At 53.8% G+C, this 22,834-nt stretch carries 26 protein-coding genes and 1 pseudogene; 17 read left to right on the top strand and 10 right to left on the bottom strand.

What is annotated here, in order from left to right:
- Window positions 1-277 precede the first annotated feature (277 nt).
- The 6 genes and pseudogenes from comJ to INF61_RS22890 all read left to right on the top strand — a co-directional run bounded on the left by comJ (window position 278) and on the right by INF61_RS22890 (window position 2,778).
- Window positions 278-565 carry a competence protein ComJ gene (gene comJ, locus INF61_RS12155; RefSeq protein ID WP_226847180.1) on the top strand — a complete coding sequence of 96 codons (288 nt, stop codon included), beginning with the start codon at window positions 278-280 and terminating at the stop codon, window positions 563-565.
- Complete coding sequence (locus tag INF61_RS12160; protein WP_023314281.1) at window positions 562-1,044, top strand: hypothetical protein; 483 nt, start codon at window positions 562-564, stop codon at window positions 1,042-1,044. The genes comJ and INF61_RS12160 overlap by 4 nt, the downstream gene beginning before the upstream one ends.
- A gap of 26 nt (window positions 1,045-1,070) precedes the next feature.
- Window positions 1,071-1,547 carry a hypothetical protein gene (locus INF61_RS12165; protein WP_063413599.1) on the top strand — a complete coding sequence of 159 codons (477 nt, stop codon included), beginning with the start codon at window positions 1,071-1,073 and terminating at the stop codon, window positions 1,545-1,547.
- Window positions 1,548-1,626: 79 nt separating this feature from the next.
- Window positions 1,627-2,007 (top strand): hypothetical protein, encoded by a 381-nt coding sequence (locus INF61_RS12170; protein ID WP_047733876.1) that lies wholly within the window; start codon window positions 1,627-1,629, stop codon window positions 2,005-2,007.
- Window positions 2,008-2,023: 16 nt separating this feature from the next.
- Complete coding sequence (locus tag INF61_RS12175; RefSeq protein ID WP_045911223.1) at window positions 2,024-2,389, top strand: hypothetical protein; 366 nt, start codon at window positions 2,024-2,026, stop codon at window positions 2,387-2,389.
- A 98-nt stretch (window positions 2,390-2,487) separates the two neighbouring features.
- Window positions 2,488-2,778: pseudogene (locus INF61_RS22890) on the top strand (YciI family protein).
- Window positions 2,779-2,833: 55 nt separating this feature from the next.
- Here the strand turns inward: INF61_RS22890 and ychF are convergent.
- Both ychF and pth read right to left on the bottom strand, forming a co-directional pair.
- Window positions 2,834-3,928 carry a redox-regulated ATPase YchF gene (ychF, locus tag INF61_RS12180; protein ID WP_003856650.1) on the bottom strand — a complete coding sequence of 365 codons (1,095 nt, stop codon included), beginning with the start codon at window positions 3,926-3,928 and terminating at the stop codon, window positions 2,834-2,836.
- A 126-nt stretch (window positions 3,929-4,054) separates the two neighbouring features.
- A complete protein-coding gene (gene pth, locus INF61_RS12185; RefSeq protein WP_006810922.1) occupies window positions 4,055-4,639 on the bottom strand; it encodes an aminoacyl-tRNA hydrolase in 585 nt (194 codons plus the stop codon).
- Between the two features lie 274 nt (window positions 4,640-4,913).
- On the opposite strand from pth, the gene ychH reads away from it, so the two are divergent.
- The gene (gene ychH, locus INF61_RS12190) at window positions 4,914-5,189 is read left to right on the top strand and encodes a stress-induced protein YchH (RefSeq protein ID WP_003856655.1); all 276 of its coding nucleotides are present in this window, start codon (window positions 4,914-4,916) and stop codon (window positions 5,187-5,189) included.
- A 121-nt stretch (window positions 5,190-5,310) separates the two neighbouring features.
- Window positions 5,311-6,369, top strand: coding sequence for a MerR family transcriptional regulator (locus tag INF61_RS12195; RefSeq protein ID WP_045911245.1), 1,059 nt, complete (start codon window positions 5,311-5,313; stop codon window positions 6,367-6,369).
- On the opposite strand, the gene dauA is transcribed toward INF61_RS12195, so the two are convergent.
- The 4 genes from dauA to lolB all read right to left on the bottom strand — a co-directional run bounded on the left by dauA (window position 6,355) and on the right by lolB (window position 10,709).
- Complete coding sequence (gene dauA / locus INF61_RS12200; protein WP_023296766.1) at window positions 6,355-8,034, bottom strand: C4-dicarboxylic acid transporter DauA; 1,680 nt, start codon at window positions 8,032-8,034, stop codon at window positions 6,355-6,357. The two genes, INF61_RS12195 and dauA, sit on opposite strands and share 15 nt — an antisense overlap.
- Before the next feature lie 124 nt (window positions 8,035-8,158).
- Window positions 8,159-9,106, bottom strand: a complete 948-nt coding sequence (gene prs / locus INF61_RS12205) for a ribose-phosphate diphosphokinase (RefSeq protein WP_003856663.1) — start codon at window positions 9,104-9,106, stop codon at window positions 8,159-8,161.
- A 125-nt stretch (window positions 9,107-9,231) separates the two neighbouring features.
- The gene (gene ispE / locus INF61_RS12210) at window positions 9,232-10,101 is read right to left on the bottom strand and encodes a 4-(cytidine 5'-diphospho)-2-C-methyl-D-erythritol kinase (protein ID WP_045349665.1); all 870 of its coding nucleotides are present in this window, start codon (window positions 10,099-10,101) and stop codon (window positions 9,232-9,234) included.
- Window positions 10,098-10,709 (bottom strand): lipoprotein insertase outer membrane protein LolB, encoded by a 612-nt coding sequence (gene lolB / locus INF61_RS12215; protein WP_003856665.1) that lies wholly within the window; start codon window positions 10,707-10,709, stop codon window positions 10,098-10,100. The genes ispE and lolB overlap by 4 nt, the downstream gene beginning before the upstream one ends.
- A 201-nt stretch (window positions 10,710-10,910) precedes the next feature.
- Between lolB and hemA the strand changes: the two genes are divergently transcribed.
- Genes hemA through kdsA form a run of 6 tightly spaced genes read left to right on the top strand, consistent with a single transcriptional unit; the run spans window position 10,911 to window position 16,214 of the window.
- Window positions 10,911-12,167, top strand: a complete 1,257-nt coding sequence (gene hemA, locus INF61_RS12220; protein WP_193547788.1) for a glutamyl-tRNA reductase — start codon at window positions 10,911-10,913, stop codon at window positions 12,165-12,167.
- A gap of 41 nt (window positions 12,168-12,208) precedes the next feature.
- Window positions 12,209-13,291, top strand: a complete 1,083-nt coding sequence (gene prfA / locus INF61_RS12225) for a peptide chain release factor 1 (protein WP_003856667.1) — start codon at window positions 12,209-12,211, stop codon at window positions 13,289-13,291.
- Window positions 13,291-14,121, top strand: a complete 831-nt coding sequence (prmC, locus tag INF61_RS12230; RefSeq protein WP_193547789.1) for a peptide chain release factor N(5)-glutamine methyltransferase — start codon at window positions 13,291-13,293, stop codon at window positions 14,119-14,121. The genes prfA and prmC overlap by 1 nt, the downstream gene beginning before the upstream one ends.
- Window positions 14,118-14,510 (top strand): invasion regulator SirB2, encoded by a 393-nt coding sequence (sirB2, locus tag INF61_RS12235; protein WP_017384257.1) that lies wholly within the window; start codon window positions 14,118-14,120, stop codon window positions 14,508-14,510. The genes prmC and sirB2 overlap by 4 nt, the downstream gene beginning before the upstream one ends.
- Before the next feature lie 3 nt (window positions 14,511-14,513).
- Window positions 14,514-15,323 carry an invasion regulator SirB1 gene (gene sirB1 / locus INF61_RS12240; protein ID WP_006810913.1) on the top strand — a complete coding sequence of 270 codons (810 nt, stop codon included), beginning with the start codon at window positions 14,514-14,516 and terminating at the stop codon, window positions 15,321-15,323.
- 36 nt (window positions 15,324-15,359) lie between these two features.
- Window positions 15,360-16,214, top strand: coding sequence for a 3-deoxy-8-phosphooctulonate synthase (gene kdsA, locus INF61_RS12245; RefSeq protein ID WP_003856671.1), 855 nt, complete (start codon window positions 15,360-15,362; stop codon window positions 16,212-16,214).
- 106 nt (window positions 16,215-16,320) lie between these two features.
- On the opposite strand, the gene chaA is transcribed toward kdsA, so the two are convergent.
- Window positions 16,321-17,421 carry a sodium-potassium/proton antiporter ChaA gene (gene chaA, locus INF61_RS12250; RefSeq protein ID WP_003856672.1) on the bottom strand — a complete coding sequence of 367 codons (1,101 nt, stop codon included), beginning with the start codon at window positions 17,419-17,421 and terminating at the stop codon, window positions 16,321-16,323.
- Between the two features lie 268 nt (window positions 17,422-17,689).
- On the opposite strand from chaA, the gene chaB reads away from it, so the two are divergent.
- Window positions 17,690-17,920 (top strand): putative cation transport regulator ChaB, encoded by a 231-nt coding sequence (gene chaB, locus INF61_RS12255; protein ID WP_003856674.1) that lies wholly within the window; start codon window positions 17,690-17,692, stop codon window positions 17,918-17,920.
- A gap of 177 nt (window positions 17,921-18,097) precedes the next feature.
- Window positions 18,098-18,793 (top strand): gamma-glutamylcyclotransferase, encoded by a 696-nt coding sequence (locus INF61_RS12260; RefSeq protein ID WP_017384255.1) that lies wholly within the window; start codon window positions 18,098-18,100, stop codon window positions 18,791-18,793.
- Window positions 18,794-18,823: 30 nt separating this feature from the next.
- Here the strand turns inward: INF61_RS12260 and INF61_RS12265 are convergent, their stop codons facing one another.
- The 3 genes from INF61_RS12265 to INF61_RS12275 all read right to left on the bottom strand — a co-directional run bounded on the left by INF61_RS12265 (window position 18,824) and on the right by INF61_RS12275 (window position 21,502).
- Window positions 18,824-19,063, bottom strand: coding sequence for a hypothetical protein (locus INF61_RS12265; RefSeq protein ID WP_015570352.1), 240 nt, complete (start codon window positions 19,061-19,063; stop codon window positions 18,824-18,826).
- Between the two features lie 194 nt (window positions 19,064-19,257).
- The gene (locus INF61_RS12270) at window positions 19,258-21,042 is read right to left on the bottom strand and encodes a methyl-accepting chemotaxis protein (protein ID WP_047062506.1); all 1,785 of its coding nucleotides are present in this window, start codon (window positions 21,040-21,042) and stop codon (window positions 19,258-19,260) included.
- A gap of 106 nt (window positions 21,043-21,148) precedes the next feature.
- On the bottom strand, window positions 21,149-21,502 hold the full coding sequence (locus INF61_RS12275; RefSeq protein WP_017384253.1) for a DsrE/DsrF/TusD sulfur relay family protein: 354 nt from the start codon (window positions 21,500-21,502) through the stop codon (window positions 21,149-21,151).
- A 73-nt stretch (window positions 21,503-21,575) separates the two neighbouring features.
- On the opposite strand from INF61_RS12275, the gene nasR reads away from it, so the two are divergent.
- A complete protein-coding gene (nasR, locus tag INF61_RS12280) occupies window positions 21,576-22,748 on the top strand; it encodes a nitrate regulatory protein NasR (protein WP_039270595.1) in 1,173 nt (390 codons plus the stop codon).
- Window positions 22,749-22,834: the final 86 nt, after the last annotated feature.

Here is a 22,834-nt window from a genome sequence, read left to right on the forward strand (position 1 = left end):
ATATTTAATTATGCTGGTGATTTGTGTAATGGAGAGGACTAGATCAGGCGGTTAGTTGTTGCCGAATATCCTAATTAAACTATAATGGGGGGTTCAGGGTTTGCGCTTGTTACTAACATGCTGCTCAAAGTTTGAGCATCAGGGGAAGGGTGCTTCCCCTATCAGTTTTCATATTACAGCTAATCATTAACCCCTTAAAGAATTTCACAAGCATTTTATTTTTAATGGACTGACCCCACATTATCGGTAGAACGATAATAAAAATCGAGGTAATGTAATGAATGATAAAAAAATACAAATAGTTGAGCTACTGATTTCACATAGTCAAATATTGTTACGATCCAGAGACTATGACGAAAAGCTGAATTACTGGGGAAAAGGCAATGTTTCTCAAGGTGCTGTTCTTCACAAAGATTATGTTATATTCGACCCATTACCAGAGGACGCATTTGGAGCCAACGTCAATATCAAAATAGATAATTCTTTTATATTAGATGAAACTGCTCAACGCTGCATTGTAGTGCCATTTCTTATTACAAATAAAAATAAGCTTCAGGTCGCATGATTGAATTTAAATTCAACCCGATTACCGGTGAGCTAAACCTTGATGGTCTTCCTTTAAAAATAGATACTGAAGAAGGCTTTTGTAAATGTGATTTATACCACGAATTAGTAAAACGCAAAGCTGTAAATAAAAATATGTCGAATCACTACCTTGTTGACTCAGTAATGTTTTTCGATAAAGAATTTCAAGTTACTATACGCCCGGTGTGCTATGGTTTTCATTTTATGCTTCATCTTGTTGATAAAAATAGTCAATACTATAAATCATTAAATGATTGGAATGCACGAACTAATGTTCACATGCTAAATGAATCAGTTAAAAGCCTGTCTGATTGGCTGAAAGAATCACTGAACCTGGATACGCCTGATACCACGGAAACAGACATCATTAGGTGGAACTTTGAGTGGGGGCGGGTTTCAGTCTCATATGAGACAAAGTCATTTAATCATGGGGTATATATAGTTTGGAATATAAAGTAGTCACTTCCAAAAAAGGTGGTTTAGATATGTTAGAAATGAAACTTGATGTTCATACCGGATTTGTAGAAATTAACAACTACCCCATCGAATTAAAAGATGTTGATACTTTTAAAAATTCCGCATTTTACAAGTTTTTCTCGCCATTGACTACAGTAGGTCCTTTTTATTTCGCTATCGATAATGTTAAATGGAAAGATCAAGTTTTCATTTTGGAACTGAGGCCTTCAGCATTTTCTTTTTCTCCATCATTATTCCTTACTAGTAAGGATGGAAGTTTTTATAAAACGTTAGAGGATTGGGATAAAAGGGCTAGTCTGAGTAATTTATCGGATGAGCAGCAGCGTTTGACAGTATGGGTTGAGAATGAAATAACCTCAAATCCTAAGCTTAAAATTAACAATCCCCCATATGGATTTCAATGGAGGCATGAATGGGGAAATATCGTTGTACAGTCTAATGAAAAAAGCTTCGATTGTGGTGTTTATATAGAATGGAATGTTTGACTAAATGATGTTATTGATTAATAAAATCCTCCATTTCTTATAGCCTTACTTTTTTATTGATAAACTTAAAATTTAAATAATGAAACTTACTAATCGACTGAAAAAGAAGTTATTAGTCCTTGATGGCATTGACAATGATTTCATAGAGTATGGAAAGGAAATAACATGCCCTGAATGCGAGGGGGTAATAGTCTACTCTATCGTAAACTCATATGAGTTTGACACGCTCACAGAAGAGGTAAAATGCTTTTTGGTTAAGAAAATGAGAGGTGTGAAGCTTGATAGTGAACATAAGAAATATAGCTATGATGAAAGCCAATTAGATGTTTCGAAAAACACATGTTCAAAGTGTTTAAAAGAGTTTTCCGCTGTATTAACGTATAAAGAAGTGCAGCCAGCCCGATACCGGGTATATCTTGTGGGGCTTTTTGAAGGTGATTTGAAGCAGATCAAACTTTAAACGTTGAGGTTTACCAATGATTGAAAATCTCATTTGTATTAAAGAAAAAGACCTGCTTCAATGGGCGTGTGGTGAAAGTAACATACTGGTTAGTGTGTCATTTTTAAGCTATGCATTGGTCGACTTAACACGCCAGTTAGTCTTTGTGTTAAGCGAGCCTAAGCCATTACCAACCGTTTTGACCATCTTCAATGCTCAGGGCGAAAAACTATTTTGGTCAGCCCCTCCTGAAGGTGCGACTTTCTATTACTTAACATTCAACCTGTCAAAGGAAGTGATCGTTGTCTGTAGCTATCCAGCAAAAAAAAATGGCTGGCATGATTGGTTTTATTCCTGGGATATGAAGCGTAACGTGTTGTCTCAATCGGGCCCTGCGTATTAAGTTCAAAAGCGCCAAAAATGATAACTATAACCGGTGGCAAAAAAGGAACTGTATCAGCAGTTATATCAAGCAGTTTAAAAAAGGCTACGAGGAAAAAGATGACTACGGTTTACATTGTCATATTGACGTATATAAACCCCTTGAGGAGGTTGACGCAACGATACCTTCTCATGTTGAGTGACTAAAAAAGGGTATTCAGAGGGGATATTTCTGACTTCCGGAAGACGGATCCCAAGAACTGGTGGGGTCATTCTCGCTAGATCTGAGAGTCCTGCATCTCTTAAAGAGCGCTAGCGCGAGGGCTCTTTTCAGGCGTTAGGCTTGTTTCTGCCGAAATCATTCCCTTAGATTCCAGCATGAAAACTGATCTCTTAGACAATGTGTTTTAACCTCACAATAAAAAAATCCACGCCAAAGCGTGGATTTTTTTTTATTCAAAACAAATCAAACGTTAAACAAGAAGTTCATCACGTCGCCATCTTTAACGATGTAATCTTTCCCTTCCGCACGCATCTTGCCTGCTTCTTTCGCGCCTTGCTCACCCTTGTAGGTGATGAAGTCTTCAAACGCGATAGTCTGCGCACGAATGAAGCCTTTCTCGAAGTCGGTGTGGATCTTACCAGCCGCCTGAGGCGCGGTCGCACCCACAGGGATGGTCCACGCACGCACTTCTTTTACACCAGCGGTGAAGTAGGTTTGCAGGTTCAGCAGCTCATAGCCCGCGCGGATCACGCGGTTCAGGCCCGGCTCTTCCAGACCCAGCTCGGCCATGAATTCTTCACGGTCGGCGTCGTCCAGCTCAGCGATGTCGGATTCAACGGCAGCGCAAACCGCCACAACTACAGAACCTTCAGCCGCAGCGATTTCACGCACTTTGTCGAGGTACGGGTTGTTCTCGAAACCGTCTTCGTTGACGTTGGCGATGTACATGGTTGGCTTCAGGGTCAGGAAGCTCAGGTATTTGATCGCCGCTTTGTCTTCGTCAGTCAGGTTTTTCAGCGCGCGCAGCATGCCCGCGTTTTCCAGCTGTGGCAGACATTTTTCCAGCGCAGCCAGTTCCGCTTTCGCGTCCTTGTCGCCGCCTTTGGCTTTCTTCTGCACGCGGTGAATGGCGCGCTCGCAGGTGTCAAGGTCAGAGAGGGCCAGCTCGGTGTTGATGACGTCGATGTCGTCAGCCGGATCCACTTTGTTGTTAACGTGGATAATGTTGTCGTTCTCGAAGCAGCGCACAACGTGGCCGATCGCTTCGGTTTCACGGATGTTGGTCAGGAACTGGTTGCCCAGGCCTTCACCTTTGGATGCGCCTTTTACCAGGCCCGCGATGTCCACGAACTCCATGGTAGTTGGCAGAATGCGCTGCGGCTTCACGATTTCCGCGAGCTGGTCCAGACGCGGATCGGGCATAGGAACAACACCGGTGTTCGGCTCGATGGTACAGAACGGGAAGTTCGCCGCTTCAATACCTGCTTTGGTGAGCGCGTTGAACAGGGTGGATTTGCCCACGTTTGGCAGACCGACGATACCGCATTTGAATCCCATTTCTAAATCACCTTAATATCTTGATAATCAATCCGTTAACGATAACCGATTGAAGAAAAGTAAATAACTACGCCTATTATACACGTAACCCGCGCGACGCGCGGTAAAAAAGCCCCAGGGCGCCGATTATTGCGCTTTGAAAGCGTGCAGTCGATTGGTGGCTTTTGTCAGGCCATCCTGAAGCCAAATCTCGGTGCAGCGGGCCGCTTCGTCCACCGCTTCGTCAATCAACTTCTGCTCAGAAACCGGTGGTTTACCCAGTACGAAACCAACAACTTTGTTTTTATCGCCCGGATGGCCGATTCCCACGCGCAAACGGTGGAAATTAGGGTTATTACCCAGTTTGCTGATGATGTCTTTCAGACCATTGTGGCCGCCATGACCGCCGCCCAGTTTGAACTTCGCCACGCCTGGCGGCAGGTCCAGTTCGTCGTGGGCCACCAGAATCTCATCCGGATTGATGCGATAAAACGTTGCCATGGCCGCCACGGCTTTGCCGCTCAGGTTCATAAAGGTGGTTGGCACCAGCAACCGCACGTCGGCACCCGCAAGATTGATGCGTGAGGTATACCCGTAAAACTTGGGTTCTTCACGCAGGGGAGCGCGCAAACGCTCCGCCAGCAGATCAACATACCAGGCGCCGGCGTTATGGCGGGTTGCGGCATACTCTGCGCCCGGATTGGCGAGGCCGACAATCAGTTTAATCGTCACGATTTACTTCCTAATGGGTTCCAGATCTGGCGCGTAGTTTACTGTCTGGCGCGCCGCTTGACAAAGTTCTGCCTGCTGTACACCGAAATGCGAATAATTTCCTCTTTGAACAATTAGAATTTCAAGCTGTTCAATGTCTTATTTGTAAATTTTTGTCCGGGAGTGATCAGTAAATGTGATCATTCACGCAACTCATATAAGAGGCGTTGTCTATACTTTACACACAAGGAAAAGGGGCTTTTCCCCTGACAACCCAAAGTTCCGGAGGTGACATATGAAACGCAAAAACGCTTCAATGCTCGGTAACGTGCTAATGGGGTTGGGACTGTTCGTGATGGTCGCCGGTGTCGGTTATTCAATCTTAAACCAATTACCGCAGCTTGACCTCCCACAATACTTTGCGCATGGCGCGGTGCTGAGTATCTTCCTAGGTGCGGTATTGTGGCTCGCCGGGGCGCGCGTGAGCGGACATGAGGAAGTCTGCGATAAATACTGGTGGGTGCGCCATTACGATAAACGATGCCGCCGCGACCAGCGCAAGCATAGCTAGTGCCCCATAAAGAACACCGAAACGACTTCATCTGAAGTCGTTTTTTTTTTGCATGACGCATTGACCCTCACGTAACGTAAGGCTCCAGAGTAACGACACTGGCAGAATAAAAGGAGCCGTTATGTTGATACAGGTGGGTGAACTGGCGAAACGTGCCGGGATCACCGTGCGGACTTTGCATCACTACGAGCAAACAGGGCTGTTGTTACCTTCTGCCAGAAGCGCGGCAGGCTACCGGCTTTATAACCTGGCGGATGTGCAGCGTCTGCATATGATCCAGACGCTGGCAAAAGCCGGGCTGGAGCTTGCCGAAATCAGGGATTTTCTGGAACAGCGTTCGCTGTCATTAGCCGAATTACTCGACGGGCAAATCACTCTGCTGGACAAGCAACTGCGTAGTATCCATACGCTGCGCAACCGGCTGGTGGAATTGCGTACCGGGCTGACCGACGATGCGACGCCGGATCTGGAATCCTGGCTACAGACTCTGGAGTTAATGAATATGTACGATCGCTGGTTTAGCAAAGAAGAGTTGCAGCAACTACCGTTTGCGGTAGAGAAAGAGGCGCTGGCGGATATCTGGTCGGGTCTGGTGACGGAGGTTAAACACTTGCTGGAACAGAACGTCAGCGTCACGGACGCGCGGGCGACCGATTTGGCTTCACGGTGGATGGAACGCCTGGAGCAGGATACCGCAGGCAAACCGGAATTTTTGACCCGTCTGAACGAGATGCACAGCGTGGAGCCGCAGATGCAGGAGCAAACCGGCATTACGCCGGAGATAACTGATTACATCACGCGGGCGTTTGCCGAATCAAAGCTCAGCATCTGGGAGAAATATCTCACTGCCGAAGAGATGGCCTTTACCCGGGCGCACTACTTTGACCGGATGATGGAGTGGCCGCCGCTGGTGGCGAAGCTGCATCAGGCGCAGCAGGATAATCTCAGTCCCGCTTCTGACGATGCGCAAAAGCTGGCAGAAAAGTGGCTGGTTTTATTCCAGTCCTATGCAGGAACAAACCCGCAGACCCAGCAAAAATTTCGCCTCGCCATGCAGCAGGAGCCGCATCTGATGAAAGGCACGTGGATGACGCCTGCCGTGCTTGAATGGCTCCAGCAGGCGATCGGGGTGATGATGCAAAGACGCGTCTCTGCATCAGATGACTCACAGATCCGCTAATGCAGCTTCACGGTTAGGGTAGAAGGACAATCGGCCAGGGATCGGCTGCACGCCCGCGCGCGCCATGGTGCGCAGGGGCTGGAATTCAAGGTTACTTATCCGCAGCTCGCAGCCTTCCGGCAGGCGGGCAACAAAGCGCTGGAAGGCATCCAGACCGCCAGCATCCAGCACCGGGACGGCATCCCACTTCAGCACCACAATCCGTTTGCCCGCGATGCGGGATTCCAGATCGCTGAACAGACCTTCCGCCGCGGCGAAGAACAGCGGGCCAATCACGCGCAGCACCAGCACATCGTCAGGCACCTCAACGTTAACCGGGGAGAGACGCGTCATCTGCGCGATGCGGCGCATAAACAGCAGCGAGGCCAGCACAATGCCGACGCTGATGGCGATAACCATATCGAACAGTACGGTCAACGACATGCAGATCAGCATCACGATAATGTCGTCTTTCGGCGCACGGCGCAGCAGGTTAACCACCTTATGCGCCTCACTCATGTTCCAGGCCACCATCAGCAGCAGCGCAGCCATGGCCGAGAGCGGAAGCCATGAAAGCAGCGGGGCAAGGATCAGCAGCGCCATGATCACCAGCAGGGAGTGAATGACCGCCGAAACCGGTGATGTCGCGCCCGCACGTACGTTCGCGGCGGAACGGGCAATCGCAGCCGTAGCGGTAATACCGCCGAAGAACGGTGCAACGATGTTCCCTAACCCCTGGCCGACCAGCTCGCTGTTGGCTTTGTGCTTAGTGCCGGTCATGCCGTCGAGCACGACGGCGCAGAGCAGGGATTCAATCGCTCCCAACATTGCCATGGAGAACGCGGCAGGCAGCAGAGCGCGAAGGGAATCCCAGCTTAGGGTGAAGCTTGAGCCCGGCATGTCCCACGGCAGAACCAGCTGTGGCAGCAGCTGCGGAATGCCGCTGCCCTGTGAGCCGTCCGCCAGAACATAGTGGAACTGGGAGCCAATGGTGGCGACCTGTCCACCGAGCAGGTTGACAACGCCCATCACCGCGCAGCCCAGCAGCAGAGCGGGCAGATGCCCCGGGAGACGAATGCCTAAGCGAGGCCAGACGATAAGTGTGCCGAGGGTAACGATGCCAATGGCTGCATCGCCCAGGTTGGCCGTGGGCAACGCCATAAACAGCGCGCCCACTTTCTGTAAATAGTGCTCCGGAACATGGGCCATTTGCAGGCCGAGGAAATCCTTAATCTGCATGGTCCCGATGGTAATCCCAATCCCCGAGGTGAACCCCAGCGTTACGGAAAGGGGAATATATTCAATCAGGCGACCAAAGCGGGCCAGACCAAACAGAATTAAAAAGATGCCGGACATCAGGGTGGCAACCAGCAGGCCTGCCAGACCAAACTGTTGGGAAACCGGGTAGAGGATCACCACAAAGGCGGCAGTCGGGCCGGAGACGCTGAAGCGGGACCCGCCCGTCAGCGCAATCACAATCCCCGCAACGGCCGAGGTGTACAGCCCGTACTGCGGCGCGACGCCGCTACCAATCGCCAGCGCCATCGCCAGCGGGATGGCAATAATCCCGACGGTGATCCCGGCTATCAGGTCACGAACAAAGCGTGACGATGTGTATTTCTCTTTCCAGCAGGCGTCGATGAGGGCGCGAAAGGGCAGAACATGTGAGGAGGTTACGTTTTTCACAATTATCTATCATCCGTGTGCGCATCATCTGTCATGTGAATGGCAGGTGAAGGAGGCATAAGTCATACAAATAAATACTATAAACAAAAAAACCCGCCGTAGCGGGTTTTTTGGCAGTGTTCGATCAGTGTTCGAACATTGCAGAGATCGATTCTTCGTTGCTGATACGACGAATCGCTTCGGCCAGCATCCCGGACAGAGTCAACGTACGCACGTTTGGCAGCGCTTTGATCTCGTCGCTCAGTGGAATGGTATCGCACACCACAACTTCGTCAATGACGGAGTTACGGAGGTTGTTTACCGCATTGCCGGAGAAGATCGGGTGAGTGGCGTAAGCGAATACGCGTTTCGCACCACGCTCTTTCAGCGCTTCAGCGGCTTTACACAGCGTACCGCCGGTATCGATCATGTCGTCCACCAACACGCAGTCGCGGCCAGCCACGTCACCGATGATGTGCATCACCTGAGAAACGTTAGCGCGTGGACGGCGTTTGTCGATGATCGCCATGTCGGTATCGTTCAGCAGCTTCGCGATAGCACGCGCACGTACCACGCCGCCGATGTCCGGAGAAACCACAATCGGGTTGTCCAGATTCAGTTGCAGCATGTCTTCCAGCAGGATTGGGCTGCCGAATACGTTATCAACCGGCACGTCGAAGAAGCCCTGGATCTGCTCTGCGTGCAGGTCAACCGTCAGTACGCGGTCAACGCCGACGCTGGACAGGAAGTCAGCGACAACTTTAGCGGTGATTGGCACACGCGCGGAACGGACGCGACGGTCCTGACGTGCATAGCCAAAGTAAGGAATAACAGCAGTGATACGGCCAGCAGAAGCACGACGCAGCGCGTCGACCATAACAACCAATTCCATCAGGTTGTCGTTCGTTGGAGCACAGGTGGACTGGATGATGAAAATATCACCACCGCGTACATTTTCGTTAATTTGTACGCTGACTTCGCCGTCGCTAAAGCGACCTACAGCGGCGTCGCCGAGGGAAGTGTACAGGCGGTTGGCAATACGTTGTGCTAGTTCCGGGGTGGCGTTACCAGCAAAAAGCTTCATATCAGGCACGAGAAGAACCTCAGGCATGCGTCCAGTGGTGGATAGCGTTCGCCGCAAACTGCGGGGCCTAAGCAAACGCTATCCAGGCGGTGTATTAAAGAGCGCGATGCAACGTCTGGAACAGGGTGACGTTGTCACCGAAACTCAGTCTGCGCCAGAATGGCCTGCTGTAGGGGGGAGGTGTTCATCCCGCGTGCTACAAAACCATGCAGCCAAACCGGCGCTTGCTCAAGCACCTGACGGGCGGCGGTTTCGGTGTCAAATTCAGCAAAGACACAGGCCCCTGTACCGGTCAGGCGCGACGGCGCGTATTCTAACAGCCAGGAAAGCACCGCATCAACCTCGCGAAAACGTTTTCTTGCGATATCCTCGCAATCGTTGCTGAATTCACAATTTAATAACGTTTTTATTGACCGTGCCGGGGTATTTCTTTTCAGGTCAGGATCTTTAAAGATGACCGGGGTAGGAATGCTCACGCCGGGGTGAACGATCAGATACCATTTTTCCGGCGGATCGACCGGCGTGAGGATTTCACCGACACCTTCAGCGAACGCCGCGTGGCCGCGCACAAACACCGGTACATCGGCGCCCAGCGTCAACCCTAACGCTGCCAGTTCGTCCGTCGTCAGACCGCAGCCCCAGAGGTGGTTAAGCGCCACCAGTACAGTCGCGGCGTTTGATGAGCCGCCGCCAAGACCGCCGCCCATCGGCAGGCGTTTGTCGATACGGATATCCGCACCGCTTCCCGCCGGCAGACGACCCGACGTCGACGCCGTTTTCATCAGCAGGCGAGCAGCGCGCACGATCAGGTTATCGTCATGCGCCACGCCGTCGACCGGCGTCAGCAGGCAAATCTGCCCGTTCTGACGCGGTTCGATGGAGATGGTGTCGCCGTAATCGACAAACTGAAACAGCGTTTGCAGGGTGTGATAGCCGTCAGCGCGCTGCCCGGTAATGTAGAGAAACAGGTTCAGTTTTGCGGGAGAGGGCCAGTGGGTCATCATTTAACGATCCAGTTGTCCATTTTCAGCTTGATACGCTGGCTACCCTGCGTCAGCTCCATATTGGACGGCAGCGACGGTTGCGTCTTGCTGTCATACGCGCTGTACACCACTTTCCAGGTTTTACCGCCCTGGGTGTAGTTCACCTGGCTCAGACGGTATTGATCGTCGAGCGTATAGTCGGTTGCGTCACCCGGCAGGCCAAGGATCCACTGGCGCAGACTATTGAGCGGAATCGGCATCCCGGTCAGCTTGCCAATCATCTCTTCGGCGTCGGTTGCCGTGTAGTGCTGGCCTTTGTTATCGGTGATCTGCGCTTCGCCAGGCTTCGCGTTAAGCTCCAGCTCGGTGCTGCCCAGCGGGTTCAGCAGCAGCAGGCGATAGTTGTCCTGACCCGTTTGCTGCCAGAAGAAGCGAGCATAAACTTTTTGTTCGTCAGAGAGATAAGCAAATGCACCGCGGGTCTGGTACTGGCTTAATTTCAGCACGTCCTGCTGGTGCTGACGCCACTGCGGTGAGTCAGGGCTTTTGCCCGGGCCTTTCGGCTGATGAACGGAACAGGCGGTCAGAACCAGGGCCGCCAGAGGCAGCAGGCGAATCATTCGGGTCATAATGATGACAAATCCTTGAGATACGTTGCAGTTATAACTGTTAATGCTAGCGTTGAAGGGTGCCACCGTCTACGTTCAAATTATCTCAAAGCGTGGCGTAAGCTATTACTCCGAAAGGGGGCAGTCTCTTTTATTGATCTCGCGCATCCTGTATGATGCGTCCTGCTAACCTTATTAACGCTGGTACTACTCCCGCTCAACATGACCCTATTAGCACTCGGTATTAACCACAAAACGGCCCCGGTTTCACTGCGAGAACGCGTTACGTTTTCGCCGGATACGCTCGACCTGGCGCTGGACAGCCTGCTTGCACAGCCGATGGTGCAGGGTGGCGTGGTGCTGTCGACGTGCAACCGTACCGAGCTGTATTTGAGCGTAGAAGAGCAGGACAACCTGCACGAGGCGCTGATCCGCTGGCTGTGTGACTACCACAACCTCAACGAAGAAGAGCTGCGCAACAGCCTGTACTGGCATCAGGATAACGATGCGGTCAGCCATCTGATGCGCGTGGCCAGCGGTCTGGATTCGCTGGTGCTGGGCGAGCCGCAGATCCTTGGCCAGGTGAAAAAAGCCTTCGCGGATTCCCAGAAAGGGCATCTGAAAGCCAGCGAACTGGAACGAATGTTCCAGAAGTCATTCTCCGTGGCGAAGCGTGTGCGAACCGAAACCGACATTGGCGCCAGTGCGGTTTCGGTTGCTTTCGCGGCCTGTACCCTTGCCCGTCAAATTTTTGAATCCCTGTCGACCGTCACCGTACTGCTGGTGGGAGCGGGCGAAACCATCGAGCTGGTGGCGCGCCATCTTCGCGAACACAAGGTGAAGAAGATGATCATTGCCAACCGCACCCGCGAACGTGCGCAGGTGCTGGCGGACGAAGTGGGCGCTGAGGTGATTGCGCTGAGCTACATCGATGAACGTCTGAAAGAGGCGGACATTATTATCAGTTCTACCGCCAGCCCGCTGCCGATTATCGGGAAAGGGATGGTCGAGCGTGCGCTGAAATCCCGCCGCAATCAGCCGATGCTGCTGGTGGATATCGCCGTTCCGCGTGATGTCGAACCGGAAGTGGGCAAACTGGCGAACGCCTACCTGTACAGCGTGGATGACCTGCAAAGCATCATTTCGCACAACCTTGCCCAGCGTAAGGCGGCGGCTGTGCAGGCGGAAACCATCGTTGAACAGGAAACCAGCGAATTTATGGCCTGGCTGCGCGCGCAAAGCGTCAGCGAGACCATCCGCGAATACCGCGGTCAGGCGGAGCAGGTGCGTGATGACCTTACAGCCAAAGCGTTAGCGGCCCTTGAACAGGGCGGCGACGCGCAGGCGATTATGCAGGATTTAGCCTGGAAACTGACCAACCGCCTGATCCATGCCCCAACCAAATCTCTTCAGCAGGCTGCCCGTGACGGGGACGATGAACGCCTGACTATTCTGCGCAACAGCCTCGGGCTGGAATAGCGCCCTATACCCATTTTCTAAGACAAGGTGCATTTACGCCTATGAAGCCTTCTATCGTCGCTAAACTGGAAGCTCTGCACGAGCGCCATGAAGAAGTCCAGGCGCTGCTCGGTGATGCCGGGACCATTGCCGACCAGGAACGTTTTCGCGCGCTGTCGCGTGAATACGCGCAGTTAAGTGATGTTTCAAAATGCTTTACCGACTGGCGACAGGTCCAGGAAGATATCGAAACCGCGCAGATGATGCTCGACGATCCTGAGATGCGCGAGATGGCGCAGGAAGAGTTACAGGACGCAAAAGCGCGTTCAGAAGAGATGGAGCAGCAGCTTCAGGTGCTTCTGCTGCCGAAAGATCCGGACGATGAGCGTAACGCCTTTGTGGAAGTCCGCGCCGGTACCGGCGGCGACGAAGCGGCGCTGTTCGCCGGGGATCTGTTCCGTATGTACAGTCGTTATGCCGAATCCCGTCGCTGGCGCGTGGAGATCATGAGCGCCAACGAAGGCGAGCATGGCGGCTACAAAGAGGTTATCGCCAAGATCAGCGGCGACGGCGTGTACGGTCGACTGAAATTTGAATCCGGCGGTCACCGCGTGCAGCGCGTGCCTGCGACAGAATCTCAGGGACGCATTCATACGTCAGCCTGTACGGTGGCGGTGATGCCGGAGCTGCCGGAAGCGGAACTGCCGGATATCAACCCGGCGGATCTGCGCATCGACACCTTCCGCTCTTCAGGGGCAGGTGGTCAGCACGTTAACACCACCGACTCCGCTATCCGTATTACTCACCTGCCCACCGGGATTGTGGTTGAGTGTCAGGATGAACGTTCCCAGCACAAGAACAAGGCTAAAGCGTTATCCGTGCTGGGCGCCCGTATCCACGCGGCTGAAATGGCGAAACGCCAGCAGGCGGAAGCCTCTACCCGCCGTAACCTGCTGGGCAGCGGCGATCGTAGCGACCGTAACCGTACCTATAACTTCCCGCAGGGTCGCGTAACCGACCATCGCATCAACCTGACGCTCTACCGTCTGGATGAGGCGATGGAAGGCAAGCTCGATATGCTGATTGAGCCTATCGTGCAGGAATACCAGGCCGACCAGCTGGCGGCACTGTCCGAGCAGGATTAATGGATTTTCAGCGCTGGTTACGCCATGCCGCCAGTGAGCTTTCTGCAAGTGAAAGCCCGAAGCGCGACGCCGAAATTCTGCTTGAGCATGTGACGGGTAAAGCCCGCACATATCTGCTGGCCTTCGGCGAAACCGCGCTGACCGCTGAACAGCAATCGCAGCTGGAGGCGCTGCTTGCCCGCCGTAAAACCGGCGAGCCGGTGGCGCATCTGGTTGGCGAACGCGAGTTCTGGTCGCTTCCGCTGTACGTTTCAGCGGCCACGCTGATCCCGCGCCCGGACACCGAGTGTCTGGTGGAGCAGGCGCTGGCGCGGTTACCGGCGCAGCCGTGTCAGATCCTCGATCTCGGTACTGGCACCGGCGCGATTGCGCTGGCGCTTGCCAGCGAGCGACCGGACTGCACCGTGACGGCGGTAGACGTGATGCCGGATGCGGTCGCCCTCGCGCAGCGCAACGTTGAACGGCTGGGGCTGAACAATGTTTCCGTTCTGCAAAGCAGCTGGTTTGCCGCGCTTGAAAGCCGCATGTTCGAAATGATTGTCAGCAATCCGCCCTACATCGACGAAGACGATCCGCATCTCGCGCAGGGCGACGTGCGTTTTGAACCGTTGACCGCGCTGGTCGCTGTGAATCAGGGACTTGCGGATCTCGATCACATTGTGACAACGTCACGGCAACATTTGCTTCCCGGTGGCTGGCTGCTGGTGGAACATGGCTGGACGCAGGGAGAGGCGGTGCGAGCGCTGTTTACGCGTGCCGGATACGCTGCGGTGGAAACCTGCCGGGATTACGGCGGCAATGAACGTCTGACGCTGGGGCAGTGGTCATGAGCCTGTTTACGCTGCTGATCTCCGTTCACCTGGTTTCCGTTGCCCTGACCATCGGCTTTTTCATTGCCCGCTACTGGTGGCGCTACAGCAACAATCCGCTGATTAACGCCCGCTGGGTACGCATCGCCCCGCACTGTATCGACACGGTGCTGTTCCTTTCCGGAGCCGGGTTAATGTGGAAAACCGGCTATCTGCCATTTACTGATAAAGGCGCATGGCTGACTGAAAAGCTGTTTGGCGTTATCATCTACATCGTTTTGGGTTTTATCGCGCTTGGGCGTCATCGTCCGCGCAGCCAGCAGACAGGGTTTATCGCCTTTTTGCTGGGTCTGGTGGTGCTGTACATCATCATTAAACTCGCCACCACAAGAATACCGTTACTGGGGTAAGTCATGAGGTCCTTAGCCGATTTCGAATTTAACAAAGTGCCGCTCTGCGATGGTATGATCCTGATTTCAGAGATGATCCGCGACGATTTTACGTCACAGTACGTTTACGCTGAACTGGAGAATCTGGTCAGCCTGGCGCGCGAAGAGATCAATCAGGCCCGTCCGCAGGACTGGCAATTAGAGAAGCTGATTGAGCTTTTCTACGGCGAATGGGGTTTCTGCGACACGCGAGGCGTGTACCGCCTGTCTGACGCACTGTGGCTGGACCAGGTGTTGAAAAATCGTCAGGGCAGCGCCGTCGCGTTGGGCGCCATTTTACTGTGGGTTGCGCACGAGCTGGATATTCCACTGGTGCCGGTCATTTTCCCGACGCAGATGATTTTGCGGGCGGAGTGGCTGGACGGTGAGATGTGGTTAATCAATCCGTTTAACGGCGACACGCTGGATGAGCATACGCTGGACGTCTGGCTGAAAGGCAACATCAGCCCGATAGCTGAGCTGTTCAATGAAGATCTCGATGAAGCCGATAACGCCGAAGTGATCCGTAAGCTCCTGGATACGCTGAAGTCTGCGCTGATGGAAGAGCGTCAGATGGAGCTGGCTCTGCGCGCAAGCGAAGTGCTGTTGCAGTTCAATCCGGAAGATCCGTACGAAATCCGCGACCGCGGCCTGATTTATGCGCAGCTCGACTGCGAGCACGTGGCGCTGAATGATTTGAATTATTTCGTCGAGCAATGTCCGGAAGACCCGATCAGCGAGATGATCCGCGCGCAGATTAACGCGATCGCGCATAAACACATTACACTGCATTAATCTTAATTCCGATTCACACCTGAATAAGGCGATCCTATGAAACAAAAAGTGGTTAGCATTGGTGATATCAACGTGGCAAACGACCTGCCGTTCGTACTGTTTGGCGGTATGAACGTTCTGGAATCCCGCGATCTCGCTATGCGCATCTGCGAACACTACGTGACCGTGACCCAAAAGCTGGGCATCCCGTACGTGTTTAAAGCCTCTTTTGACAAAGCCAACCGCTCCTCCATTCACTCCTACCGTGGCCCGGGCCTGGAAGAGGGGATGAAGATTTTCCAGGAGTTGAAACAGACGTTTGGCGTGAAAGTGATCACCGACGTGCACGAAGCGTCTCAGGCACAGCCCGTGGCTGATGTGGTAGACGTGATTCAGCTTCCGGCGTTCCTCGCTCGCCAGACTGACCTGGTAGAAGCGATGGCGAAAACCGGTGCCGTGATTAACGTGAAAAAACCGCAGTTCGTGAGCCCTGGCCAGATGGGTAACATCGTCGACAAGTTTATCGAAGGCGGTAACGACCAGGTGATCCTCTGCGACCGTGGTTCAAACTTCGGTTATGACAACCTGGTTGTAGATATGCTGGGCTTCAGCGTGATGAAGAACGTCTCTAACCAGTCTCCGGTGATTTTCGACGTGACCCACTCCCTGCAATGCCGCGACCCGTTTGGCGCCGCGTCTGGCGGGCGTCGTGCGCAGGTGACCGAACTGGCGCGCGCCGGTATGGCAACCGGCCTGGCGGGTCTGTTCATTGAAGCGCACCCGGATCCGGCTAACGCGAAATGCGACGGTCCATCCGCGCTGCCGCTGGATAAGCTGGAGCCGTTCCTGAAACAGATCAAAGCGATTGACGATCTGGTGAAGAGCTTCGACGAGCTGGATACCAGCAACTAATAAAAAAACCCGCTTCGGCGGGTTTTTCTTTGCCCGGCGGCGCTACGCTTGCGCGGGCCTACGGGTTTCGTAGGCCGGGTAAGCGTAGCGCTACCCGGCAAAAAAATTACGCAAATATCGTCATCAGATACGCAATAAACAGCGCCATATGCGCCGCGCCGTTCAGCACATTGGTGCGGCCGGTGGAGAAGGATATCTGGCACAGCAGCAAGGATGCCACCATCACAATCATCTCTGGCGCACCCAGCGCAAACTGCAATTCATTTCCCGTCATAAAGGCAATCAACGTCACCACCGGAACGGTAAGGGAGATGGTCGCCAGAACGGAGCCGAAGAACAGATTCATCGCACGCTGCACCTGATTATTGAGCACCGCTTTCAGCGCTCCCAGGCCTTCTGGCGACAGGATCAACAGGGCCACCAGGAAACCGGTAAAGGCGACCGGCGCGTTCAGTTCAGTTAACAGCGCCTCCAGCGGGTTCGCATTCATCTTGGTGACCGCAATAACGGCAATCAGATGCACGATCAGCCAAACCGTATGCCACGCGCTGCTGTGCGCCGACGGCTTACCGTGATGCGGGTCATCGTCGTCGCCGTCGTCTTCATGCTCGTAAACAAACAGGCTCTGGTGCGTTTTGGTCTGGATCAGCAGGAACACGCCGTACATCGCCGCGGAAATCAGCGCCACCAGCAGCGCCTGGCCGGTGGTGAAATTTGCACCCGGCAGCGCCATCGGAAATACCAGCACAATAATCGCCAGCGGGAACAGGGCGATCAGGTACTGTTTAATGCCAAAGAGGTTCATGTACTGGGTGGCAAATTTGCGACCACCTAATAAAAGTGAAAAACCGACCAGGCCGCCGGTAACAATCATAATGATGGAGTAGAGCGTATCGCGCATTAGCGTTGGCGCGGCGTCGCCGGTGGCCATTAATGCGGAAATTAAACTGACTTCAAGAATCACAACCGAAAGGCTTAAAATTAATGACCCATACGGCTCTCCAAGACGGTGGGCTAACACATCCGCATGGCGTACCACGCTAAATGCACTGGTTAAAATACCCACCAGAGCCAGAATATTGATCCCCACAACCACTGGCAATGACTGACTGCTTCCCCAGAAGAGCAGCACAGCCAGTGCCAGAACCGGGAAAATGAGAGAGGTCTCCTTGTGGCGGGTTTTTACCGCCTCGTGTGTTGCTGTCATGTGTTTCTCCAACAATGCAGGTGCTTGTAATTATAGATAGATTTTAAAGGTATTAAATTAACAGAAATCTGTTAAATACCCTGTATTTTTTACTTAATTTTACCCTTTATTATAATTTTTATGTCTGAGGCTTATAATGCCTTATCTCTGTTAAATATTAGTTTAATAACAATGAATTACATTTTTATATTGTTCATTTCTTTCTGTCGAGTGGCACCCTCGCGTATCGTCGTCCACACTTATCTTTTAGCCAAAAGAGAGGTTAACGATGCCATACAAATCGAAAAGCGAATTACCGGATAACGTGCAAAACGTATTGCCTGCCCACGCCCAGGATATCTACAAAGAAGCCTTTAACAGCGCCTGGGATCAGTACAAAGATAAAGAAGATCGCCGGGACGATGCCAGCCGTGAAGAGACGGCGCATAAGGTGGCCTGGGCCGCCGTGAAAAATGACTATGAGAAAGGGGACGATGATAAATGGCACAAAAAGAAATAGCCGCCAAATAACACGCTGCCTCCATTTTGACATTTCAGGCGGTTGACCTGCCGCTGTATTGCATCTGGCCCGCGAATTGCTTATCGTTGCTCAACTGCTGTTAAAATGAACAGCACGGAATGCCGGGAAGGCGAATTACAGATGTCGCAAGGAAGCATGCAGTGGCGGAGGTGGAATGTGTTAACGCGTGATTTCTTGATGAAGGCAGATTGTAAGACGGCATTTGGTGCTATTGAGGAATCGCTTCTGTGGTCGGCTGAACAACGTGCGGCGTCGCTTGCGGCAACGCTGGCCTGCCGCCCGGATGATGGCCCGGTCTGGATCTTTGGTTACGGCTCGCTGATGTGGAACCCGGCGCTCGAATTTGTTGAATCAGCAACCGGAACGCTGCCTGGGTGGCACCGCGCCTTTTGTTTGCGCCTGACCGCCGGACGTGGCAGCGCCTGTCAGCCTGGCCGCATGCTTGCACTAAAAGAGGGCGGGCGCACCACGGGCGTGGCATACCGGCTGCCGGATACCACGCTGGAAGATGAGCTGACGCTGCTGTGGAAGCGCGAGATGATCACGGGCTGCTATATGCCCAGCTGGTGCAAGCTGGAACTGGATGACGGGCGCACCGTCAACGCGCTGGTGTTCATTATGGATCCGCGCCACCCGCTGTATGAAGCCGATACCCGAACCCAGGTGATTGCCCCGCTGATTGCCGCCGCCAGCGGACCGCTGGGCACTAACGCCCAGTACCTTTTCTCGCTCGATCAGGAGCTGACGCGTCTCGGTATGCAGGACGACTGTCTGAGTGAGCTGGTGGTGAAGGTGAAAGCGCTGCTGGAAGGGAACCCGCTCAGCAATACGCTGCGGCCGGGTTTTGCCTGATAATACGCCCGGCTGACCGGGCGTTTACGGTTATGCCGCCACGTAACTTACGGAATGTTCGAGCGACTGGCTGTGGCTGTCGATCAGCACATCCCAGGTGCCGGTGTAAGGCACCGTCAGCCAGGCCTTATCGTCCTGGACGGTAAGGATATCTGCCTGCGATTGCTTCTGTCCTTTTGTACTCATCAGATGGATGCGGCAACGCTCTGAGCAACGCACCACTACCGTATCCCCGCCAAACAGTTTCAGACTCGTTTTAACTCGTGCCATTTTATACCCCGTCGTTTTTGCCCATCCCGAGCGTGATGTTGTTCACAATTTACTCATTGCATAACACCAAAGGGGCAGGGGTGGGATGCTGATTTCGATCAAAAAATGGCGCAACGATTAAACAAAAATGACAAAATCTCTGAAACCTTTCAGCGGACGCGCGTTTACCCTGCTTAACGCGCGCCCGGGAAAAATTATATGCGGAAATGGCCAGCGGTCTCAGCAAGGTCGCCTGCCTGGCTTTGCAGCGCGCTGGCCGCCGCAGCAGACTGTACAACAAGTTCGGCGTTCTGCTGCACCATGCGATCCAGGTGAGTCACCGCGTGGTTAATCTCATGGATCCCTTTCATCTGCTCGCGGGTGGCAATGGATATTTCACGCATAATGCCTGACACGCTCCCGACGCTGGCGCGGATCTCATCCATGCTGTCGCCCGCAAGGTGCACAAACCGGGAGCCGGTTGCAACGCTTTCGGTGGTGGAATCAATAAGGGATTTGATCTCCTTCGCCGCCTGAGCACTGCGGCTGGCCAGGTTACGTACTTCCCCCGCAACGACCGCGAACCCACGGCCTTGCTCCCCGGCACGCGCCGCTTCCACCGAGGCGTTAAGCGCCAGAATATTGGTCTGGAAGGCGATGCCGTCAATGACGCTGGTGATATCGCCGATTTTCGCGGAAGCCAGTTCGATGGACTGCATGGTGCTGATGGCCTGAGCGACGACGTCGCCGCCGCGGGATGCGGCGGCAGAGGCCTTGCTCGCCTGTTCGTTCGCTTCTGCTGCCGACTCGTTTGACTGCGTAACGGAGGCCGTGATCTCTTCCACGGCGCTGGCGGTTTCGCGAAGGCTTGATGCCGCCTGCTCGGTACGCCCGGAAAGATCCTGATTACCTGCCGCAATCTCATGCGCTGCGTTTTTCACTGAGGCGCTGGCATCACGCAGCTGGACCATCACCACAGAAAGCTTATCGCTGAAGGCGTTAAACGCCTGCGCAATTTGCGCCACTTCATCGCCCCCCTTATCCGGCAGACGCTGCGACAGATCGTTAGTACCGTTGGCAATGCTGTTCATCGCGTCACGGATACCGGACAGCCGCTTAAGCAGGCGGGCAATCAGGAGGTGCATGAGGGCTCCGCTCAGCAGGGCGAGGATCGCCAGAGACAATGCAGATGCTTTTAGCAATGACCGCATCCCGGCGGTGGCATCGCCGTTATCGAGCGCCACAACCAGCAGCCAGTGCGTCCCCGGTACGGCGGTGGCCAGGAACGTTTTTTCGCGTCCGTTAAACGTTCCGTCAACCAGGTTGCCGCTTTTCAGGATGGCAAAATCGGTCCCTTTGATCGTCTCCGTAAAAGGCTTAAGCGTCAGCGCAGGATCGCTGCCGGCAATAACGGTGCCGTTGCTGTCCAGAAGCAGTCCGCTGCTGGCCGGGGTCGGGTGAATACCGCGCACGTTAGCTACCACGCTGTCCATCGCCACATCGCCCGCCACCACCGCTTTCAGGGCGCCTTGCTCTTTAACCGGTACCGCGAACGTCACCACCAGTTTCCCGGTGCCCGCGTCCACATAGGGTGCAGTCACTACCGGGCCATCAGCGCTGACGACCTGCTGATACCACGGGCGAAGGGTGGGATCGTAATCAGCGGGTACCCCGGTTGGGTCAGAAAATTTAGCCGTTTTGCTGGCATAACCCACGTAGACGTTGGTGAATCCACCCGCCAGCGCAAGCTGTTTAAACACCGGAACCGGATCGTCGCTGAGCGCGACTGGTTGCGCCGAGGTGATGACGGTCATTTTGCTGTTCACCCAGTCGGCAATCGCCATGTTGTGGCTGGCGCTGGTGCTGGTCAGAATATCGCGCTGCGACTGCTGATTATCCTGGCGCGTGACCTGAAAGTTAATAATGGTATTAAGAAGAAGGGCGACGACCAGACAGCCTGTCGTCGCGGCAATGATGCGGGCGCGAATGGATCTGAACATAAGTGTAATACCTGCTGTGTTGTTTCCATGCCTATCGGCAACGGTGCAGGTAAACTTGATGCTGAAACCGCGTCCATAAGAAAATAATATTTTTAGCGGGTTATTATTAAAAAGTTAATACTTTATCGGCGGAAAGCGTCCATTCAGCCAGCTCCACCAGCGTACCAATTTCCACGCCATCAATCAGCGGCAGCCCCGTAATGCCGCGCCCGTCGGTACAGGTTTTGCACAGTTTGACCGCAACGTTTTGCGCGGTCAGGATCTCCAGCATTTGTTGAATGTTGTAGCCCTCTGCGGGTTTCTGCCCCTTCAGCCCGGCCGTGACGGCATCGGACATCAAAAAGAGGCGCAGCTCCAGCTCACTCTCCTTATCGCGCAGCGCGATTGCCAGGCGCAGGCTGTTAAAAAGGGATTCACTGCCGTAGGCCGCACCGTTGGCGACGATCACAATCTTCTGCATGTTGACTCCTGTTCTTTGAAAAGGCACGAATATTGCTTCTCGTACCGAAGAATACGTATCGGGGAGAGAAACGATGACGATAGTGGCTGGCAGTTCCCCTGGCGCAACCGAATGGTTCCAGCGTGCGAGAATGTTGCGCGAGGAACAGCTCGGCAGACTGGCGCAGCTGGGCGCACTGGTGAACGGCATCAGTCGACTGGTGCATATGCTACAGTGCGAGCGCGGTGCGTCAAATGTCTGGCTCTGCTCGCAGGGCAAATTGTACGCGCCTGAATGCAAGGCCAGCAGGGCCCTGGTGGATGAAAACCTCGCCGCATTGCACCTTCAGTTTAACGAACCGCTGCCGGGCAGCGCCCTGTGCGAACGTATTGCCAGCGCACTGCACGGCCTTGAGACGCTAACGGCGCTGCGTGATGGCGTTACAGGCCAATGCGTCACCGCGCCGGAAGCGATGGAACACTACAGCCGCATACTGCGTCATTTGCTCAGTATCGTACCTCAACTCAGCGACAGCATTGACGATCCGCACATCGCGGGCCGATTTGTGGCCCTTTACAGCCTGATGCAGGGCAAAGAACTTGTGGGACAAGAGCGGGCGCTGGGGGCTATTGGTTTCACCCAGGGATTCTTTGACGATGAAACCCGCCAGCGGCTGGTGGATCGCATTGATGGCCAGCAGGCCTGCTTTGAGGTTTTTATCTCCCATTGCACTCCAGACGTGCAGGAGACGTTTATCCTCAACTGCCAGCCGGGTCTGGAGACTGAAAAGCTCAGGCGTGAAGCGTGCACCCGCCAGCCTCCGGCAGATAACGGCGATACCGCCCTCAAATGGTTTGCCCTGCAAACCGCGCGCCTTGAGCACCTGCGCACGCTGGAGGAGGTGGCAATTGCCGATCTGATGACGGCAGTTGAGGAGCGCCGCTATAGCGAAAACCTGCACGTAGACGATGAGCACGACGATATCCTGGCGCGATTTCCTGACAGACCGCTGCTGCCGCTGGTGCGCCAGCAGGCGCGTGAAATTGAGCAACTCTCCCGTCAGCTTGCTTCTCTGCGCGACACGCTGGAGGAGCGTAAGACCATTGACAAAGCCAAAAGCGTGCTGATGACGCACCAGAACATGAGCGAGGAGCAGGCGTGGACCGCCCTGCGCAAAATGGCGATGGATAAAAACCAACGCATGGTGGATATCGCCCGTGCGCTGCTGACGGTGAAAAATCTGTGGAAGATACCCCCTGGGGAGTAGTTGCACAGTCAGTGGGCATTTTATGCCTGATTGAGGTGCGTAATACAGCGCTCTTCTTGCAGAAACCCCGTAACGCCGGGGATGAA

The organism is Enterobacter cloacae complex sp. P18RS (genome assembly GCF_014982105.1).
Classification (GTDB): Bacteria; Pseudomonadota; Gammaproteobacteria; order Enterobacterales; family Enterobacteriaceae; genus Enterobacter; species Enterobacter hormaechei_C.

Coding starts and splice junctions, on each gene's coding strand:
- comJ (WP_226847180.1), top strand. CDS start 278: ATGAATGATAAAAAAATACAAATAGTTGAGCTACTGATTTCACATAGT.
- INF61_RS12160 (WP_023314281.1), top strand. CDS start 562: ATGATTGAATTTAAATTCAACCCGATTACCGGTGAGCTAAACCTTGAT.
- INF61_RS12165 (WP_063413599.1), top strand. CDS start 1,071: ATGTTAGAAATGAAACTTGATGTTCATACCGGATTTGTAGAAATTAAC.
- INF61_RS12170 (WP_047733876.1), top strand. CDS start 1,627: ATGAAACTTACTAATCGACTGAAAAAGAAGTTATTAGTCCTTGATGGC.
- INF61_RS12175 (WP_045911223.1), top strand. CDS start 2,024: ATGATTGAAAATCTCATTTGTATTAAAGAAAAAGACCTGCTTCAATGG.
- ychF (WP_003856650.1), bottom strand. CDS start 3,928: ATGGGATTCAAATGCGGTATCGTCGGTCTGCCAAACGTGGGCAAATCC.
- ychH (WP_003856655.1), top strand. CDS start 4,914: ATGAAACGCAAAAACGCTTCAATGCTCGGTAACGTGCTAATGGGGTTG.
- INF61_RS12195 (WP_045911245.1), top strand. CDS start 5,311: ATGTTGATACAGGTGGGTGAACTGGCGAAACGTGCCGGGATCACCGTG.
- ispE (WP_045349665.1), bottom strand. CDS start 10,101: ATGATGACCCACTGGCCCTCTCCCGCAAAACTGAACCTGTTTCTCTAC.
- lolB (WP_003856665.1), bottom strand. CDS start 10,709: ATGACCCGAATGATTCGCCTGCTGCCTCTGGCGGCCCTGGTTCTGACC.
- hemA (WP_193547788.1), top strand. CDS start 10,911: ATGACCCTATTAGCACTCGGTATTAACCACAAAACGGCCCCGGTTTCA.
- prfA (WP_003856667.1), top strand. CDS start 12,209: ATGAAGCCTTCTATCGTCGCTAAACTGGAAGCTCTGCACGAGCGCCAT.
- prmC (WP_193547789.1), top strand. CDS start 13,291: ATGGATTTTCAGCGCTGGTTACGCCATGCCGCCAGTGAGCTTTCTGCA.
- sirB2 (WP_017384257.1), top strand. CDS start 14,118: ATGAGCCTGTTTACGCTGCTGATCTCCGTTCACCTGGTTTCCGTTGCC.
- sirB1 (WP_006810913.1), top strand. CDS start 14,514: ATGAGGTCCTTAGCCGATTTCGAATTTAACAAAGTGCCGCTCTGCGAT.
- kdsA (WP_003856671.1), top strand. CDS start 15,360: ATGAAACAAAAAGTGGTTAGCATTGGTGATATCAACGTGGCAAACGAC.
- chaA (WP_003856672.1), bottom strand. CDS start 17,421: ATGACAGCAACACACGAGGCGGTAAAAACCCGCCACAAGGAGACCTCT.
- chaB (WP_003856674.1), top strand. CDS start 17,690: ATGCCATACAAATCGAAAAGCGAATTACCGGATAACGTGCAAAACGTA.
- INF61_RS12265 (WP_015570352.1), bottom strand. CDS start 19,063: ATGGCACGAGTTAAAACGAGTCTGAAACTGTTTGGCGGGGATACGGTA.
- INF61_RS12270 (WP_047062506.1), bottom strand. CDS start 21,042: ATGTTCAGATCCATTCGCGCCCGCATCATTGCCGCGACGACAGGCTGT.
- INF61_RS12275 (WP_017384253.1), bottom strand. CDS start 21,502: ATGCAGAAGATTGTGATCGTCGCCAACGGTGCGGCCTACGGCAGTGAA.
- nasR (WP_039270595.1), top strand. CDS start 21,576: ATGACGATAGTGGCTGGCAGTTCCCCTGGCGCAACCGAATGGTTCCAG.